We start from the raw sequence: 16,188 nt of genomic DNA, 5'->3' as shown, positions 1-16,188 counted from the left end.
GGCCGGGCCACGCAAAACGATCAGGGCAGTGCGGCGACGATGGAGACCTCGACGAGGATCTCCGGGTAGCACAGCGCCGCCTGGACGGTGGCGCGCGCCGGGGCGCAGCCCTGCGGGACCCACTGGTCCCAGACGCCGTTCATGCCGGCGAAGTCGGCGGCGACGTCTTTAAGGTAAATGGTTGCCGAGAGAATCCGCGACTTGTCAGTACCGGCTTCTTCGAGCAGGCGCTCGACGCTGGCAAGGACTTCGCGGGTCTGTTGCTCGACGCCGGCGGAGAGGTCGTCTGCCACCTGGCCGGCGAGGTAGACCGTGCCGTTGTGGACGACGACCTGGCTCATCCGCTGGTTAGTGTGCAGGCGCAGGATGGCCATCATGGACCTCCGAGGCAGAGCCGTAGCGGGAGATATCCAGACCTTCGGTGCTGATCTGCGGGCGCTTCTTCGCCATCAGGTCGGCGAGGTAGCGTCCCGAGCCGCAAGCCATGGTCCAGCCCAGGGTGCCGTGGCCGGTGTTGAGGAACAGGTTGCGGTAGCGGGTGGCGCCGACAATCGGGGTACCGTCCGGGGTGGCCGGGCGCAGGCCAGTCCAGAACTCTGCCTGGCTGACGTCGCCGCCTTCCGGATAGAGATCGGTGGTGATCATTTCCAGGGTGGCGCGGCGACGCGGGTTCAGCGACAGGTCGAAGCCGGCGATTTCCGCCATGCCGCCGACGCGGATGCGCTGGTCGAAGCGGGTGATCGCGACCTTGTAGGTCTCGTCGAGAATGGTCGAGGTCGGCGCCATGTCCGGGTTGGTGATCGGCACGGTCAGCGAGTAACCCTTGAGCGGGTAGACCGGGGCGTCGATGCCCAGCGGCTTGAGCATCTGCGGCGAGTAGCTGCCCAGCGCCAGCACGTAGCGGTCGGCGGTGACCAGTTGGCCATCGACCCAGACGCCGTTGATGCGGTCGCCGGCGAAGTCCAGGCGCTGGATGTCCTGGCCGAAGCGGAACTCCACGCCCAGGGCCTTGGCCATCTCGGCCAGCTTGGTGGTGAACATCTGGCAGTCGCCGGTCTGGTCGTTGGGCAGGCGCAGGGCGCCGACCAGCTTGTCGGCCACCTTGGCCAGGGCCGGCTCGACGCGGGCGATGCCGGCGCGATCCAGCACTTCATAGGGGACGCCGGTGCTTTCCAGGACGGCGATGTCCTTGGCAGCGGAGTCCAGTTGGGCCTGGGTGCGGAACAGTTGGGTGGTACCCAGGGAGCGGCCTTCGTAGGTGATGCCGGTCTCCGCACGCAGTTCGTCGAGGCAGTCGCGGCTGTACTCGGACAGGCGCACCATGCGCTCCTTGTTCACCGCGTAGCTCTTGGCATTGCAGTTGCGCAGCATCTGCCACATCCAGGTGTACTGGCTGGGGTCGCCGGTCAGCTTGATGGCCAGGGGCGCGTGGGTCTGCATCAGCCATTTCATGGCCTTGAGCGGGATGCCTGGGGCAGCCCAGGGCGAGGCGTAGCCAGGGGACACCTGGCCGGCGTTGGCGAAGCTGGTTTCAAGAGCCGGGCCGGGCTGGCGGTCGACGACGACCACTTCGAAGCCGGCACGGGCGAGATAGTAAGCACTGGCGGTACCGATCACACCGCTGCCAAGCACCAGAACGCGCATCTTTGCCTCCTACGTCGCGCCGGGGGCGCGGACGTTTCTTATTCTGAACGTAGATGCGCGCAGTATAGGAAGTCGGGCTCAGCGATATTCACTGAATGCGATACGTGTTTTGACGAAAATTCCTGGCGAAAGTCGCTTTCGCGGAGGGACATCCACCAGGATCAACGCATTTTTACCCGAGACCGGATGGTCGAGTATCTGGCGAAAATTTCACCAGACCCAGAGGAAATAGCGAACAGAAGGAGATTGGCCAGAACTTCTCGCGCCGGAGCATTTCCCGACGGGAATTACCTGCTTCCGCCGCAGCACCCCGGACTCACCGCCGGCAGCGGCGGCGAGCAGGGAAATCCCCTTGGCGTGCTTACTTACGCACCCACTGGCCGTTGACCTGTACGTACTGTCCCGAAGGCGTGCGCTCGATGGCCTTCTTGCCGGCCAGGGCTTCCACGTCCTTGAGGGTGGCGCCACTCTGGCTGGCGACCTTCTGGTACTCGGCGCGGCGCGCGGCGTTGATCTGCGCGGCGACATCCGCGGCGTCGCCGCTGTTCTTCACGACACCCAGGTAACCGTCGGGCTGCTCGCCGACCAGCCCCTGGGACTTGGCGCCGCCCAGCGCGGACATCGCCTGCTCCAGGCTCATGGCCATGACCGGCAGGCTCAGGCAGAGGGCGACCAGCGCGACGCCCAGTTTGCGGTGCAATCTCATGCAAAGGCTCCTTCTCAAAACAGGCCGCTGTTCTCGTTGATGATGCCGTCGAGCGCCTTGTCGACCTTGATATAGATCTCGTGCTCGATCTTCACGTTGAGGTTGATGTTGATCGGCTCCTTGGGCGCTGCCAGCTGCACGGTGGGCGTGCAGCCCTGGGCAAGGCCGGCCAGGAGCAGTAGGGCGAATAGGGCGCGGAGGCGCATTTCAGGTTCTCCTTGCGGTCATGGCGCGGCGGCCGGGTCGTTGCGCAGGCGGTCCTGCACGCGCTTGCGGATGGTGTCGCTGACCCGGTCGCTCAGTTGCAGGCTGGTGAGCAGCTTGGGCACGTTCTCCTCCAGATTGACGTTGAGGTTGATCGGCCGGCCCTGCTCCAGCTCGGGATTGCTCCCGCTCAGGCTCAGGGCAAGGAGCAGCTTGCCGGATTCATCATAATCCACGCGGCTGCTGAGCTTGTCGTAGCGGAAATCGTCGATGGCGGTGGCCACCAGTTGCATGGCCGGGTTGCTCTGGCCCAGCGACTGGATCTTCGGCGAACGGAACTGCAGCACGCCGGGTTGCCGCGCGGCCACTTCGCCATTGCGGATCACCAGCTTGCCCTCGTGCAGGCCCAGCGGCAGGTTGCCATCGATGATGCCGTTGCCGGAAAGGCCCTCCGCCGGATACGCCGCGAGGATCGCCTCCAGGGCCAGCCCCTCCAGCTTCAGGGTAAGACCCTGCCCCAGCGCAGAAAGATCCACGGCCCCCGCCGGCAGCCAGGCGCGGCCCTTGAACAGCCCCAGCTCCGCCTGCCGCCAGTCGACCCGGCCCGCCAGCGGCGCCGCCAGCGAGGCCTTGTAATTACCCTGCAGGGACAGTGGGCCGAGGGTGACACCGGGGTTCAGCGTGGCGACTTTTACCTGCGGCAGTTGCAACTGCATCTGCGAGCCCTTCAGGGCGAACTTCGCCTGCAGGTCGAGGCCATGCACCTCGCTGCGATCGTAGACACCCTCCAGCCCGCTGCCACGCAGGTTCAGGTCGAGGCTCTGCGGCGCAGTGCCCGGCGGCCGGCGCCAGTTCAAGTCGAAGCTGGCCTTGCCGTTGTTCAGGCTGAGCAGGCCGGGCCAGTCGCCGAGGGATTTCTCCAGCGGGTTGCCGGTGCGCAGGAAGAACTCCGGCTGCCGCGCGACCAGGGCAACGCCCTGCTTCGCCGAGTTGTTCAGCTCGACTTCGGCATTCAGCCCGCCGCTGTTCAACAGGCGGCCCTTGAACTGCTGGGTGTCGAGGCTCACCACCAGCGTGCCCATGGCATTCCAGGACAGCGGCTTGACGTGGGGCTGGCGCAGCTCGCCTACGGCCAGCTTCAGCGGGGCGCTCAATTGCAGGGTGGCCGGCGTGTCACTGGCATAGCCCAGGCTCAGCGCACCTTTACCCAGCGTTGCGGCAAGCTTGCTGGCCTTGAGCGACTGAGGACCCGTCAGAGTGCCCACCTGCAACTGCGCGCCATCGGCCAGATTGATACTCGCCGATTGCTGATCGATCCGGCCGTCGAAGCTCAGGTCGATGCGACTGTTGTCGCCGCGCAGGCCGGCCAGCTCCAGGTGCGGGATCTTCCCTTCCAGCCGCGCATCACTCAGTTGCAGCGCCAGCGGGGTCGCCTCCAGCAAGGCCACGCGGGAGCGCAGGCGCAGGTCGGCGGCCCCCACCGCACGCAGATCGGCGCGCACGCTGCCGACTTCCTCTTCTACACCGGGCTCCAGGTGCAGGGTCAGGCGCGCCGGGCGCAGGCCGACCGGCAGCGCCTGCAGCCAGTCGCCGTAGAGATCGGAAAGGCGCAGGTCGCCGCTGACCACCGAGGGCCGCCAGCCGATATCGGTCGCACTGGCGATCAGCCGCAGATCACCCTGCAGGTTGCCCGCACCCGGCAGCGGCCAGGGCTGCGGTAGCTGCAGGGAGAGATCGATACTGCCGCGTCCATCGCGCAGGCTCGGCCAGTCCGGCCAGGCGGCGTCGCCGGCCAGCTGGGTGTCCCAGCTCAGGCGCAGGCGCCCGGCCTCGGGGATCGGCAACGGCAGGTTCGGTGTCGGCAACCAAATGCCCAGCCAGTTGCGCACCGCCTGCACCGGTGGCACGGCGGGGCTGGCAATGCTGCCGCTGAGCTGGCGGCTGGTCGGCGCCCAGCTGGAATCCAGGGAAAGCAGCGGCTCGTTGTCCAGGTAGCTGTCCAGGTGCAGGCGCCACTGACCATCACCCGGTTGCAGCAGGCCGTTGAATGCCAGTTGCTGTCCGCCCTGGCGCAGCTCGCCGCCCAGCGCCGCGGCGCCGCCCTGGATCTGCTGCCAGTGCGCGCTGCCATTGAGCGTGCAGCGTTGCTCGCGGGCGCAGGGCAATTCGACGGCGACGCGCTCCAGCGCCAGCCGTCCGGGCAGCAGAGCCAGCCAGCGGTTGAGCTGGGTGATATCCGGCAGCCCGGCATCTGCTTCCGGCGCGCCCTGCCCCGGCCACTGGCGGATGTCGATGCTGCGGGCAGCCAGCTCCTTCAGGCGCCAGCGCCCGTCTTCATGCTCGGGCCAGCCGACGCGCAGGTCCTGCAACTGGATCGCCAGGCGCGCGCCATCCGGTGTCTGCCGCTGCAGGGCCAGGCGCTGCAGCGTCAGACCCTCGCGGGAAATACCCAGCCCCTGCCACTGCTCGACGCTGACCCCGGCATTCGCCAGCAGGCGCGGAACCGCCAGCCACGCCGCGCCGGCCGCCATTGCCAGGAGCAGCAACAGCAGCAGGAGAACGGTGCGCAGGCGGGGGAGCGACATGCGAAAGCCTCTGCAAAAAATGACCGACTTCGTCCCAAAAGACCGAAGCGTTGGCCTACAGGCTGGCCGTCCAACGCGGGAAGTTCAAGGGTTGCCAGTGATATTCCCTGCACAACCGACTATATTGCCGACATTCCCCCAAAGCTCATCGCTCGACTTCAGAGTCATACCCATGAGAACCCAGCATCAAAGCCGCCGCGAACTGGACAAGATCGACCGCAACATCCTGCGCATCCTGCAGGAGGAAGGCCGCATCTCCTTCACCGAACTGGGCGAGCGCGTCGGCCTCTCCACCACGCCGTGCACCGAGCGCGTGCGCCGGCTGGAGCGCGAGGGAATCATCATGGGCTACAACGCCCGGCTGAATCCGCAGTACCTCAAGGCCAGCCTGCTGGTGTTCGTCGAGATCAGCCTGGACTACAAGTCCGGCGACACCTTCGAGGACTTCCGCCGCTCGGTGCTCAAGCTGCCCCATGTGCTGGAGTGCCACCTGGTGTCGGGCCACTTCGACTATCTGGTGAAGGCGCGCATCTCCGAGATGGCCTCCTACCGCAAGCTGCTGGGCGACATCCTGCTCAAGCTGCCCCACGTGCGCGAATCCAAGAGCTACATCGTGATGGAAGAGGTGAAGGAAAGCCTCACCCTGCCCATTCCTGACTGAATAGCCGGCTGATTCCCCGCCGTTCGCGGCAAGCTCAACAGATTTATTTACGACTTCCCGGCGTTTTTTCCCGTGCGGCTATTGGCTGCGCGGGAAGTCGGCGTTTATCCTGCGTAAAATTTTAACAACACAAAAATCAGGATATCGCACATGAACGCCCGCGTTCACCAGCCGGTGCACACCGACCGCCACGCCCCGTCCTACTACGCCGCGAGCGTCAATCGCCGCCTCGAAGTACCGCCCCTGGCGGGCGAGGAAAAGGCCGACGTGTGCATCATCGGCGGTGGTTTCTCCGGGCTGAACACGGCCATCGAACTGGCCGAGCGCGGGCTCTCGGTGATCCTGCTGGAAGCGCATCAGATCGGCTGGGGCGCCAGCGGTCGCAACGGCGGCCAGTTGATCCGCGGCGTCGGCCACGGCCTGGAGCAGTTCGAGCCGGCAGTGGGCGCCGCTGGCGTGCACGCCATGAAGCTGATGGGCCTGGAAGCGGTGGAGATCGTCCGCCAGCGTGTCGAAAAATACGCCATCGACTGCGACCTGACCTGGGGCTACTGCGACCTGGCCAACAAGCCCTCGGACGTCGAAGGCTTCCAGGAAGATTTCGACGAGCTGAAAAGCCTCGGCTACCGCCACGAACTGCGCATGATCCCGCAGGATCAGATGCGCTCCATCGTCGGCTCCGACCAGTACGTCGGCGGCATGGTGGACATGGGCTCGGGCCACCTGCACCCGCTCAACCTGGCCCTGGGCGAAGCTGCCGCGGCGCAGAGCCTGGGCGTGAGGCTGTTCGAGAATTCCGCCGTCACCGGCATCGACTACGGCAGCGAAGTCCGCGTGCGCACCGCCCAGGGCAGCGTGCGCGCCAAGTCCCTGGTGATCGCCTGCAATGCCTACCAGAACGGCCTGAACCCCTACCTCGACGGCAAGGTGCTGCCCGCCGGCAGCTACGTGATCGCCACCGAACCGCTGTCCGCGGAACAGGCCCGCGCCCTGCTGCCGCAGAACATGGCCGTGTGCGACCAGCGCGTGGCGCTGGACTACTACCGGCTCTCCGCCGACAACCGCCTGCTGTTCGGCGGTGCCTGCCACTACTCCGGGCGCGACCCGGCGGACATCGCCGCCTACATGCGACCGAAGATGCTCAAGGTATTCCCGCACCTGGAAAACGTGCGCATCGACTACCAGTGGGGCGGCATGATCGGCATCGGCGCCAACCGCCTGCCGCAGATCGGCCGCCTGCCCGACCAGCCCAATGTGTATTTCGCCCAGGCCTACGCCGGCCACGGGGTGAACGCCACGCACCTGGCCGGCAAGCTGCTCGCCGAAGCCATCACCGCCCAGCAGGGCAGCGGCTTCGAGCTGTTCGCCAAGGTGCCGCACATCACCTTCCCCGGCGGCAAGCTGCTGCGCTCGCCACTGCTGGCCTTAGGGATGGCCTGGTACCGCTTCAAGGAAACCTTCGGCGGCTGACCGCCTGCGCGATCCACCGGCTAGAATCTTCCGCAGCCCGTCACCGGCGGGCTTGTCGGAGACTCATCCTTGCTTCCACGCCTGTTCCTGCTGATCCTGCTGGCCCTGGGTGGCTGCGCCAGCGCGCCGCCGCCCGAGCCTTCGCACGTGCTGCCGGTGCAGGGCACCCGGCTGGACAACCAGATCAGCGAACAGGCCGCCGCCCATCCCGGGCAATCCGGCTTCCACCTGCTGGCCTCCAGCGTCGACGCCTTCCTCGCCCGCGCCGAGCTGATCCGCAAGGCCCAGCGCAGCCTCGACGTGCAGTACTACATCGTCCACGACGGCCTCACCACCCGCGCGCTGATCCGCGAGCTGCTGCACGCGGCGGACCGTGGTGTGCGCGTGCGCATCCTGATCGACGACACCAGCAGCGACGGCTGGGACTACGAACTGGGCACCCTCGCCGCCCACCCGAACATCCAGGTGCGCCTGTTCAACCCGCTGCACCTGGGCCGCAGCACCGGCGTCACGCGCAACCTCGGGCGGCTGTTCAACCTCTCCGAACAGCACCGGCGGATGCACAACAAGCTGCTGCTGGCGGACAACAGCGTGGCCATCGTCGGCGGCCGCAACCTCGGCGACGAATACTTCGACGCCAAGGCCGAGATGAACTTCAGCGACCTCGACCTGATGGGCGTCGGGCCGGTGGCGCAGTCGCTGGGGCAAAGCTTCGACCAGTACTGGAACAGCCGCATCAGCCGGCCCATTGAGGACTATCTGTGGGGCGACCCGGACCTCGACGAACTCAACCGCATACGCCGCAAGCTGGACCACTACCTCGCGAAAGAGCGTGTGAAGAGCTCCAGCTACATCGCTCGGCTCAACCGCAACAGCGACCGCCCGCACCTGCAGGACTGGTTGGACGACCTGGTCTGGGCGCCGGGCAAGGCAGTCTGGGACACCCCGCTGAAAGTCCTCGACCACGGCGATCCGAAGGGCGAGTACCTGCTCAGCACTCAACTGCAGCCGCTGTTCGACGGGGTGTCGAAGGAACTGATCCTGGTCTCGGCCTACTTCGTACCGACCAGCGCCGGTGTCGACTACCTGACCCAGCGCGCCGACCGCGGCGTCAGCGTGCGCCTGCTGACCAACTCGCTGGAGGCAACCGACGTGCCCGCCGTGCACGCCGGCTACGCGCCCTACCGGCTGGAGCTGCTGGAGCACGGGGTGAAGCTCTATGAGCTGCGCGCCGATCCGGATCAGCGCCTGTCCGGCGCGCCGTGGATGGTGCACGGATCGAGCAGCGCCAGCCTGCACAGCAAGGCGGCGGTGTTCGACCAGCAGAAAGTCTTCGTCGGTTCGCTGAACTTCGACCCGCGCTCGGTGCTGTGGAACACCGAGGTTGGCATCATCGTCGACAGCCCGGAACTGGCCGACCAGGTGCGTCGCCTGGCGCTGGCCAGCATGTCGCCGAGCGTCAGCTATCAGGTGAAGATCGCGCCGAACAGCAACCCGCCGGAATTGGTCTGGATCGAAGAGCGCAACGGTCATCTGGTGGCGCTGGACCGTGAGCCGGGTAACGCCTGGCGCCGGCTCAATGCGTGGATCGCCGGCGCCATTGGGCTGGAGAAAATGCTCTAGGAGCGCTCCTGCTGCAGCGCGGCGTCGGTCGAGCGCATCACCGGCGGCAAGCCGCGCAGGCTCACCAGGATCACGAAGCCGGCTGCCCCCAGCGCCATCACCAGCGGCAGCGCGTGGCCGCTGATCCACTGGCTGGCCGCCCCGGTCGCCAGCGGCCCGATCAGGCAACCGATACCCCAGAGCTGGGCGATGTGCGCGTTGGCGCGGACCAGTGCGTCATCGCGATAGCGCTCGCCGATGAGGATCAGCGACAGGGTGAACAGCCCGCCCGCACTGGCGCCGAACAGTACCAGCACCGGCCAGATGGCCAGGTGGTGCAGCAGCAGCGGCATAGCCAGGCTGCTGAGGCACAGCACGATGCCGCAGCCCTTGAACAGCGTCTGCCGCGAGATACGATCGGCCAGCCAGCCGATGGGCAGCTGCAGCAGCGCATCGCCGACCACCACGGTGCTGACCATCGCCAGCGCCACCGCCTGCGTGAAGCCCTGCTGGATGCCGTAGACCGGCAGTAGGGTAAGGATCATCGCCTCGAAACCAGCGAACAGCACCACCGCCCAGGCGATGGCCGGCAACTGGCCGCAGAAGGCGAACAGCCCACGCCCGTTGGCGCTGTGCGGGTCGACCTTGGGCGCGCCGGTACGACCGAGCAGCAGCAGGGAACCGCCCACCAGCAGGCAGACGCTGAACCAGAAGCCACGGTTGTCGGCGGTGCCGATGAAGGTCAGCAGCACCGGGCCGGACAGCTGGCTCAGCGCGTAACCGGTGCCATACAGGGCGACCAGGCGGCCGCGCCATTTCTCGATGGCCAGCTGGTTGATCCAGCTTTCACCGAGAATGAACACCACGGTGAGCTGCACGCCGATCAACAGGCGCAGGATCAGCCAGATCGGGTAGCTCTGCAGCAGCGCCAGCAGGCCGACCGAGAAGGCCCCGGAAAGCAGGCACAGGCGCATCAGCAGTGGCGTACCAACCCGCGCAGCGAGACGCCCGGCGATCATTGCGCCCAGCAGCACGCCCACGGCGGGGGTGGACGCCATGACGCCGATGGCGAAGTTGCCGTAACCCCAGCCTTCCAGGCGCAGCGAGACCAGCGGCATGGTCAGGCCCAGGGCCAGACCGATGCTGATGACGGCAGCACACACAGCAAAATACGGTCCCCAACGCATTGTCTTTCTCCCGTTCCATCCGGAGCGCACGCCAGGCGCGAGGGTGCCCGATGCGCAATGCACAGCGGCCGGGCTTCCCTGAGGGAAACCCGGCCGCGGGTGTGGCTCTTTGTCAGAGCCGGCCCCTGACTCGGGGCCGACCTGCTTCAGGTCTGGATTACAACTTGATCCAGGTGGCCTTCAGCTCGGTGTATTTATCAAAAGCGTGCAGCGACTTGTCGCGGCCGTTGCCGGACTGCTTGAAGCCACCGAACGGAGCGGTCATGTCGCCGCCATCGTACTGGTTCACCCAAACGCTGCCGGCACGCAGTGCCTTGGCGGTCAGGTGGGCCTTGGACAGATCGCTGGTCCACACCGCGGCGGCCAGGCCGTAGGGGGTGTCATTGGCAATGCGCACGGCTTCTTCGGCATCGGTGAACTCGATGACCGACAGCACCGGGCCGAAGATCTCTTCACGGGCGATGCGCATGGCGTTGGTCACGCCGTCGAAGATGGTCGGCTCGACGTAGGTGCCGCCGGTCTCTTCCAGGGTGCGCTTGCCGCCGGCCACCAGCTTGGCGCCGTCGTCGTGGCCAGCCTGGATGTAGCTCAGGACGTTGTTCATCTGGGTGGTGTCGACCAGCGCACCGACGTTGGTTTCGGGGTCCAGCGGGTTGCCCGGCTTCCAGGCCTTGATGGCTTCGACAACCATCGGCACGAACTCGGCCTTGATCGACTTCTCCACCAGTAGGCGCGAGCCGGCGGTGCAGACTTCGCCCTGGTTGAAGGCGATGGCGCTGGCGGCAGCTTCAGCAGCGGCTTTCAGGTTCGGGGCGTCGGCGAAGACGATGTTCGGGCTCTTGCCGCCGGCTTCCAGCCAGACGCGCTTCATGTTGGACTCGCCCGCGTAGACCATCAGCTGCTTGGCGATCTTGGTCGAACCGGTGAACACCAGGGTGTCGACGTCCATGTGCAGGGCCAGGGCCTTGCCGACGGTGTGGCCGAAGCCCGGCAGGACGTTGAATACGCCTTTCGGGATGCCGGCCTCGATGGCCAGCTGGGCGATACGGATGCCGGTCAGCGGGGACTTCTCGGAAGGCTTGAGGATCACCGAGTTACCGGTGGACAGCGCCGGGCCGAGTTTCCAGCAGGTCATCAGCAGCGGGAAGTTCCACGGCACGATGGCAGCGACAACGCCGACCGGCTCGCGGGTAACCAGGCCCAGTTCGTTGTGGGCGGTGGCGGCGACTTCGTCGTAGATCTTGTCGATCGCTTCTCCGCTCCAGCGCAGGCTGTTGGCGGCGCTGGACACGTCGATACTCAGCGAGTCGCTGATCGGCTTGCCCATGTCGAGGGTTTCCAGCAGGGCCAGTTCCTCGGCGTTCTCCAGCAGCAGCTCGGAGAAGCGGATCATGACCTTCTTGCGCTTGGCCGGGGCCAGGCGCGACCAGGAGCCGGAATCGAAGGCAGCACGGGCGACCTGCACGGCACTCTCGGCATCTGCCAGGTCGCAGCTGGCGACCTTGGCCAGGAAACGGCCATCCACAGGGCTGATGCAATCGAAGGTGGCGCCGGATGCGGCGTCGACGTATTCACCGTTGACGAAGGCGCGGCCTTCGATCTTCAGGTCCTTGGCGCGAGCTTCCCAATCGGCGCGAGTGAGGGTACCCATGACAACGTGTCCTCTTATTAATGTACTTATCAGGTACAGGCGCCCGGCGGGCGCACTGTCAAAAATTCCGCAAGGCGGAGCAAACGCATGCTGTTGGCCACCCTAAACCGGAGGCAGCCAATTTTCAATATTTTTTACACTAAGCGGCCAAATGGCCTTGTCACGTTCGTTTTATTAAACATAGACTGCCCTGATTCGTCGGCTGATGGTTTTCCGACAGCCGCTTCGGAGTAAATATCCAACAGCGCTGCGCGTGCCCGCACGCACTCTCGCCAACAACTCTAAAGAACCGAGACCGCCATGAACGTCGAGCAGATCGTCGATTTCGCCCAGGCCACCACCGCCCCCGAACACTACCGCCCCGCTCCGGACCGCATCATCAAGGGTGACCCGGCGCAGAACGTGCGCAACCACTACGCCAGCGACTGCGGTCAGTTCAACGTGGGCATCTGGGAAGGCGAGCCGGGCCACTGGAACGTCAGCTACACCGAGCACGAGTACTGCGAGATTCTCCAGGGCGTGTCGGTGATCCGTGACGCCAACGGCGGCGCCAAGACCGTGCGCGTCGGCGACCGATTCGTCATCCCGGCCGGCTTCAGCGGCACCTGGGAAGTGCTGGAGCCCTGCCGCAAGGTCTACGTGATCTTTGAACAGAAGGCCTGAGCCTCCGAACACGAAAAAGCCCGCCAATCAGCGGGCTTTTTTTCGTCCGCGATCTTCGCAAGGCAAATCGCAGGCAAGAAAAAACCCGCCACGAAGGGCGGGTTTCTTCACAAGGGCGAAGATCAATTACTTGATCTTGGCTTCCTTGTAGATCACGTGCTTGCGAACAACCGGATCGTACTTCTTGATCTCGATTTTCTCAGGCTTGGTACGCTTGTTCTTGTCGGTGGTGTAGAAGTGGCCGGTACCGGCGCTGGACACCAAACGGATCAGTTCGCGCATGACTGCAGCTCCTTAGAATTTTTCGCCGCGGGCGCGCAGGTCGTTCAGAACGGCCTCGATACCACGCTTGTCGATGATACGCATGCCTTTAGCGGAAACGCGCAGACGCACGAAACGCTTCTCGGATTCTACCCAGAAACGGTGGTGCTGCAGGTTCGGCAGGAAACGGCGACGGGTTTTGTTGTGTGCGTGGGAAATGTTGTTCCCGGTAACCGGACCCTTACCGGTCACTTGGCAAACTCTCGACATGGCTCAGCCCTCTGTAAACCACATGCCAAACCCGGCATGGGTTGGCTGCTTAACTCAATAGGATTCTCAGTTTCACCAGGGTCTTAACTGCCGCTTCGCCGCGATCGAGTCGCAGGATCAGAGCAGGGCCCCAGAAAAGAGCGCAGCTTTATATCAGAAAGACACTTCCTGCTGCAAGGGAAAGCATGACTCGGACACCCCGACGCCAGCCCCCGCGGGCCGCGGCACTGGTGCCGTTCGTCGCCTGTCATCGTTGTGACCGGCGGCGGGTTGGTCTAGGGTAGCTCCTTCGAGGCTGCCAACAGCCTTGCATGACCCGCCCAGCCTCGCGGATGGGCATCTTGCCAGCTTACACGGAGTCCGTCATGCGTCTCGCCCTTCTCGCCCTTCTTCTTTCCCCCGCCCTTGCCAGCGCAGCCTCGCTAAGCGTGTGCACCGAAGCCAGCCCCGAAGGCTTCGATGTGGTCCAGTACAACTCGCTGACCACCACCAACGCCTCGGCCGACGTGCTGATGAACCGCCTGGTGGACTTCGACGCCGCCCGCGGCGAAGTGGTGCCGAGCCTGGCCGAGAGCTGGAAGGTCTCCGACGATGGCTTGACCTACGACTTCCAGCTGCGTGATGGCGTGGCCTTCCATCACACCGACTACTTCAAGCCCAGCCGGACGCTTTCCGCCGACGACGTGGTGTTCAGCTTCCAGCGCATGCTCGACCCGGCCCAGCCCTGGCACAAGGTTGCGCAGAGCGGCTTCCCGCACGCCCAGTCGATGCAGCTGCCGAGCCTGGTCAAGGCGGTGGAAAAGGTCGACGAGCACCACGTGCGCTTCAGCCTCAACCACCCGGACGCCACCTTCCTGGCGATGCTCAGCATGGGCTTCGCCTCCATCTATTCCGCCGAGTACGCCGACCAGCTAATGAAGGCCGGCACCCCGGAGAAGCTCAACGCCCAGCCAATCGGCACCGGCCCCTTCGTCTTCAAGCGCTTCCAGAAAGACGCCGTGGTGCGCTACGCCGCCAACGCCGAGTACTTCGGCGGCAAGCCGGCTGTGGATAACCTGGTATTCGCCATCACCCCCGACGCCGCCGTGCGCCTACAGAAGCTCAAGCGCGGTGAATGCCAGATCGCCCTGTCGCCCAAGCCGCTGGACGTAGAGGCTGCGCAGAAGAGCGCCGAACTCAAGGTCGAACAGACCCCGGCCTTCATGACCGCCTTCGTCGGCATCAACAGCCAGCACCCGCCACTGGATAACCCGAAGGTGCGCCAAGCGATCAACCTCTCTTTCGACAAGGACAGCTACCTCAAGAGCGTGTTCGCCGGGAGCGCCACCGTCGCCAATGGCGTCTATCCGCCCAACACCTGGAGCTATGCCAAGGACATCCCCGGCTATCCGCGCGACCTGGGCAAGGCCCGCGCGCTGCTGGCCGAAGCCGGGCACAAGGATGGCTTCAAGACCACCATCTGGACCCGCCCTTCCGGCAGCCTGCTCAATCCCAACCCGAGCGTCGGTGCGCAGTTGCTGCAGGCGGACCTGGCGCAGGTCGGCATCCAGGCCGAAATCCGCGTGATCGAGTGGGGCGAGCTGATCCGCCGCGCCAAGGCCGGCGAGCATGACCTGCTCTTCATGGGCTGGGCTGGCGACAACGGCGACCCGGACAACTTCCTCACTCCGCAATTCTCCTGTGCCAGCGTGAAATCCGGCCTGAACTTCGCGCGCTACTGCGACGACAAGCTCGACGGCCTGATCAGCCAGGGCAAGGCGGTGGCCGACCAGTCCAAGCGCAGCGAGCTGTACCACCAGGCGCAGCAGATCATCCACGACCAGGCGCTGTGGCTGCCGCTGGCGCACCCGACCGCCTCAGCGCTGACTCGCCAGAATGTGAAGGGCTACGTGGTGAACCCCTTCGGTCGCCAGGATTACTCGAAGGTGCAGCTCTGAGCCGCGCACTGCTCGACCATCTGCTGCCGGAGTTCCAGTTCACCGAGCGGCACTCGCTGACCATGCGCGCTTCGCCCGGCCAGGTACTCGATGCAGTGAGTCAGCTGACCGCCGAGCATGACCCGCTGGTGCAGCGTTTCCTGCAGATCCGCGAGGCGCCGGCGCGGCTCGCCCTTCGCCTGGGGTTGCGCAACGCGCTGGCGGACCGTCCGCGCTTCGGCCTGCACGAGTTCACCCTGCTGGGCCGCCACGGCGACCAAGAGATCGCCTACGGGCTGATCGGGCGCTTCTGGCGCAGCGACTTCGGCCTGCGCCCGTGTGCCGACGGCGATGCCTTCCGGCGCTTTGTCGAGCCTGGCACCGCAAGGCTCATGCTGCACTTCTCCTGCGAACCGGCCGAGCAGGACGGCTTCACCCATGTCCGCACGGAGACCCGCGTGCATTGCCCTGACAGCCGTAGCCGCCTGCTGTTCACGCCCTACTGGCTGGCGATCCGTCCGGTCAGTGGGCTGATCCGCCGGCGCCTGCTGCGCGACATTCAGCGCCGTGTCTCAGAGCATCCCCAGCTCAGCCATTGATTGCGGCTCGCCGTCACCGACGATGAAGTGATCCAGCACGCGCACATCGATCAGCGCCAGCGCCTGGACGATGCGACGGGTCAGCAGGTCGTCGGACTGGCTCGGCTCGGCGATCCCGGAGGGGTGGTTGTGCGCCAGGATCACTGCCGCGGCGTTGTGCGCCAGGGCGCGCTTGACGATCTGCCGGGGGTAGACGCTGGCGCTGTCGATGGAACCGTGGAACAGCACCTCGAACTCCAGCATGCGGTGACGGTTGTCCATGAACAGGCAGGCGAACACCTCGTGGGGCTCGTGGCGCAGCCGTGCCTTGAGGAAGTCGCGCACTGCCTGCGGGCTTTCCAGGGCGGGGCCGCGGTCCATATCTTCGGCCAGGTGCCGTCGGCTCATCTCCAGCACCGCCTGGAGCTGGGTGAACTTGGCCGGACCCAGCCCCCGATGGCTGCAGAACGCTTCAAGATCGGCCTCCAGCAGAGCTCGCAGGCTGCCGAACTCGACCAACAGCCGGCGCGCCAGATCGACGGCACTGCAACCGGTGACCCCGGTGCGCAGGAAGATGGCCAGCAATTCCGCATCGCTCAGGCTCGCCGCCCCCTGTTCGAGCAAGCGCTCCCGAGGTCGCTCCGACGCGGGCCAATCCAGAATTCTCACGCAACCTCCCAGCTCTTGTCCGCCCGCTGTTCCGGCGCAGGCGCTGTGCTATCTTAGCCCCCTCGCTGCGCGCAGCCGGAGGCCTGGGGAGGCGTCATCGGCTTCAGCGCGCGTCATCCAT

General features: G+C 65.6%; 16 protein-coding genes. 6 read left to right on the top strand and 10 right to left on the bottom strand.

Annotated elements, in window-relative coordinates; genetic code table 11:
* Positions 1-20: 20 nt before the first annotated feature.
* The 5 genes from ACIPK7_RS20210 to ACIPK7_RS20190 all read right to left on the bottom strand — a co-directional run bounded on the left by ACIPK7_RS20210 (position 21) and on the right by ACIPK7_RS20190 (position 5,139).
* Positions 21-374 (bottom strand): RidA family protein, encoded by a 354-nt coding sequence (locus ACIPK7_RS20210; protein WP_192433374.1) that lies wholly within the window; start codon positions 372-374, stop codon positions 21-23.
* The gene (dadA, locus tag ACIPK7_RS20205; RefSeq protein WP_192210541.1) at positions 349-1,644 is read right to left on the bottom strand and encodes a D-amino acid dehydrogenase; all 1,296 of its coding nucleotides are present in this window, start codon (positions 1,642-1,644) and stop codon (positions 349-351) included. The genes ACIPK7_RS20210 and dadA overlap by 26 nt, the downstream gene beginning before the upstream one ends.
* 361 nt (positions 1,645-2,005) lie before the next feature.
* The gene (locus tag ACIPK7_RS20200) at positions 2,006-2,350 is read right to left on the bottom strand and encodes a YdbL family protein (RefSeq protein ID WP_192433376.1); all 345 of its coding nucleotides are present in this window, start codon (positions 2,348-2,350) and stop codon (positions 2,006-2,008) included.
* 14 nt (positions 2,351-2,364) lie between these two features.
* Entirely contained in the window at positions 2,365-2,556 is a 192-nt protein-coding gene (locus ACIPK7_RS20195) for a YnbE family lipoprotein (RefSeq protein WP_081515164.1), read from the bottom strand.
* Positions 2,557-2,574: 18 nt separating this feature from the next.
* Positions 2,575-5,139: a YdbH domain-containing protein gene (locus tag ACIPK7_RS20190; protein ID WP_401089791.1), complete on the bottom strand. Its 2,565-nt coding sequence runs from the start codon at positions 5,137-5,139 to the stop codon at positions 2,575-2,577.
* A gap of 172 nt (positions 5,140-5,311) precedes the next feature.
* Between ACIPK7_RS20190 and dadR the strand changes: the two genes are divergently transcribed.
* From dadR to ACIPK7_RS20175, 3 genes are all read left to right on the top strand, one after another.
* Positions 5,312-5,800: a transcriptional regulator DadR gene (gene dadR / locus ACIPK7_RS20185; protein ID WP_015479539.1), complete on the top strand. Its 489-nt coding sequence runs from the start codon at positions 5,312-5,314 to the stop codon at positions 5,798-5,800.
* 150 nt (positions 5,801-5,950) lie between these two features.
* Positions 5,951-7,270 (top strand): FAD-binding oxidoreductase, encoded by a 1,320-nt coding sequence (locus tag ACIPK7_RS20180; RefSeq protein WP_081515162.1) that lies wholly within the window; start codon positions 5,951-5,953, stop codon positions 7,268-7,270.
* 69 nt (positions 7,271-7,339) lie between these two features.
* On the top strand, positions 7,340-8,893 hold the full coding sequence (locus ACIPK7_RS20175) for a phospholipase D family protein (protein ID WP_401089789.1): 1,554 nt from the start codon (positions 7,340-7,342) through the stop codon (positions 8,891-8,893).
* Here ACIPK7_RS20175 and ACIPK7_RS20170 read toward each other — a convergent pair.
* Both ACIPK7_RS20170 and ACIPK7_RS20165 read right to left on the bottom strand, forming a co-directional pair.
* Positions 8,890-10,059, bottom strand: a complete 1,170-nt coding sequence (locus ACIPK7_RS20170) for an MFS transporter (RefSeq protein WP_401089787.1) — start codon at positions 10,057-10,059, stop codon at positions 8,890-8,892. The genes ACIPK7_RS20175 and ACIPK7_RS20170 overlap by 4 nt on opposite strands.
* A gap of 157 nt (positions 10,060-10,216) precedes the next feature.
* Entirely contained in the window at positions 10,217-11,710 is a 1,494-nt protein-coding gene (locus tag ACIPK7_RS20165) for an aldehyde dehydrogenase (RefSeq protein WP_401089785.1), read from the bottom strand.
* A 300-nt stretch (positions 11,711-12,010) separates the two neighbouring features.
* Between ACIPK7_RS20165 and ACIPK7_RS20160 the strand changes: the two genes are divergently transcribed.
* The gene (locus tag ACIPK7_RS20160) at positions 12,011-12,373 is read left to right on the top strand and encodes a cupin domain-containing protein (RefSeq protein WP_024762072.1); all 363 of its coding nucleotides are present in this window, start codon (positions 12,011-12,013) and stop codon (positions 12,371-12,373) included.
* A 126-nt stretch (positions 12,374-12,499) separates the two neighbouring features.
* Here ACIPK7_RS20160 and rpmG read toward each other — a convergent pair whose 3' ends face one another.
* Positions 12,500-12,655, bottom strand: a complete 156-nt coding sequence (gene rpmG, locus ACIPK7_RS20155; RefSeq protein WP_017520721.1) for a 50S ribosomal protein L33 — start codon at positions 12,653-12,655, stop codon at positions 12,500-12,502.
* 12 nt (positions 12,656-12,667) lie between these two features.
* Positions 12,668-12,904 (bottom strand): 50S ribosomal protein L28, encoded by a 237-nt coding sequence (rpmB, locus tag ACIPK7_RS20150; protein ID WP_009614118.1) that lies wholly within the window; start codon positions 12,902-12,904, stop codon positions 12,668-12,670.
* A 365-nt stretch (positions 12,905-13,269) separates the two neighbouring features.
* Here rpmB and ACIPK7_RS20145 point away from each other — a divergent pair, with 365 nt between their 5' ends.
* Both ACIPK7_RS20145 and ACIPK7_RS20140 read left to right on the top strand, forming a co-directional pair.
* Positions 13,270-14,841, top strand: a complete 1,572-nt coding sequence (locus ACIPK7_RS20145; protein WP_401089783.1) for an ABC transporter substrate-binding protein — start codon at positions 13,270-13,272, stop codon at positions 14,839-14,841.
* A gap of 62 nt (positions 14,842-14,903) precedes the next feature.
* Positions 14,904-15,419, top strand: coding sequence for a hypothetical protein (locus ACIPK7_RS20140; RefSeq protein ID WP_401089781.1), 516 nt, complete (start codon positions 14,904-14,906; stop codon positions 15,417-15,419).
* Here ACIPK7_RS20140 and radC read toward each other — a convergent pair.
* Complete coding sequence (gene radC, locus ACIPK7_RS20135; protein WP_192433390.1) at positions 15,393-16,067, bottom strand: DNA repair protein RadC; 675 nt, start codon at positions 16,065-16,067, stop codon at positions 15,393-15,395. The genes ACIPK7_RS20140 and radC overlap by 27 nt on opposite strands.
* Between the last annotated feature and the right edge of the window lie 121 nt (positions 16,068-16,188).

Source organism: Pseudomonas sp. NPDC086581, assembly GCF_044746165.1.
Lineage (GTDB): Bacteria > Pseudomonadota > Gammaproteobacteria > Pseudomonadales > Pseudomonadaceae > Pseudomonas.
The sequence above is the reverse complement of the archived record's forward strand: the minus strand, read 5'-3'. Positions and strand labels throughout refer to the sequence as shown.